The sequence below is a fragment of the Methylobacterium sp. WL119 genome, assembly GCF_008039875.1.
Lineage (GTDB): Bacteria > Pseudomonadota > Alphaproteobacteria > Rhizobiales > Beijerinckiaceae > Methylobacterium.
Genome location: NZ_VRUU01000245.1, coordinates 1 through 819, shown reverse-complemented (window position 1 = coordinate 819; position 819 = coordinate 1). Strand labels below are relative to the sequence as shown.

Here is an 819-nt window from a genome sequence, read left to right as displayed (position 1 = left end):
AGCCAGACGCGGACGGCTGCGAGCTTGACGCTGGCCAGGAAGTTTTCCGGGTCCTTGTCGTACCCTGTTGCGACCGCACGGAAGTGCTTGATCATGCTGAAGAACCGCTCGACCAGATTGCGGTACTTGTACAGGAAGGCACTGAAGGCCGGCACGTTCTTGCGGTTGGGCATCGGCTTCACGTTCGCCCACGCCCCCTGCTCGGCCAAGCGCTCGCGCCGCGCGTCGCTGTCGTAGACCCGATCCCCCAGGAGGGTCTGCCCAGGTCCCAGATCGCCGAGCATGTCGTCGGCGGCCCGACCGTCATGCGCTTGGCCTTCGGTGATCTTGAGGGCGATGGGTCGGCCCTCGGCATCCACCAGAGCGTGGATCTTGCTCGTCAGGCCGCCGCGCGAGCGACCCATGCCACGGGATCGGTCGTCTTTTTTTGGCGCAGCCCGCATGCTGATGCACCCGCACGCTGGTGGCATCGATCATCTGCAGGTCACCCTCGTAAGCCTCTGACACGGCTTTCAGAAGACGATCCCAGATCCCACGCTTGCGCCAGCGCCGAAAGCGGTTGCCGCACGTCGTGTGCGGACCATAGCGCGCCGGGATGTCGGCCCAGGGCGCGCCCGTGCGCAACCGCCAGAAAATGCCGTTCAGCACCCGCCGGTCGTCCACCCGATCCTTGCCGCGCACATCCGTCGGCAGAACCGGCTCGATCGCCGCCCACTCCGCATCCGTCAGGTCAAACCGCGCCATTCACAATCCTCCATGCCGGAGGATCAACGATCAGGGCGAGCGACCGTGCCAGCCGTTATGAGTTCGCGACCTAGT

At 65.3% G+C, this 819-nt stretch carries 1 protein-coding gene; it reads right to left on the bottom strand.

Annotation, left to right across the window (positions count from 1 at the left end; translation table 11 throughout):
* Positions 1-744 (bottom strand): IS5 family transposase gene (locus FV227_RS28680; protein WP_246688390.1). Its coding sequence is split into 2 segments (ribosomal slippage), with 746 coding nucleotides annotated over them: positions 1-423 and positions 422-744; the frame shifts between segments, so codons are not numbered across the junction. This gene is flagged as partial in the annotation.
* Positions 745-819: the final 75 nt, after the last annotated feature.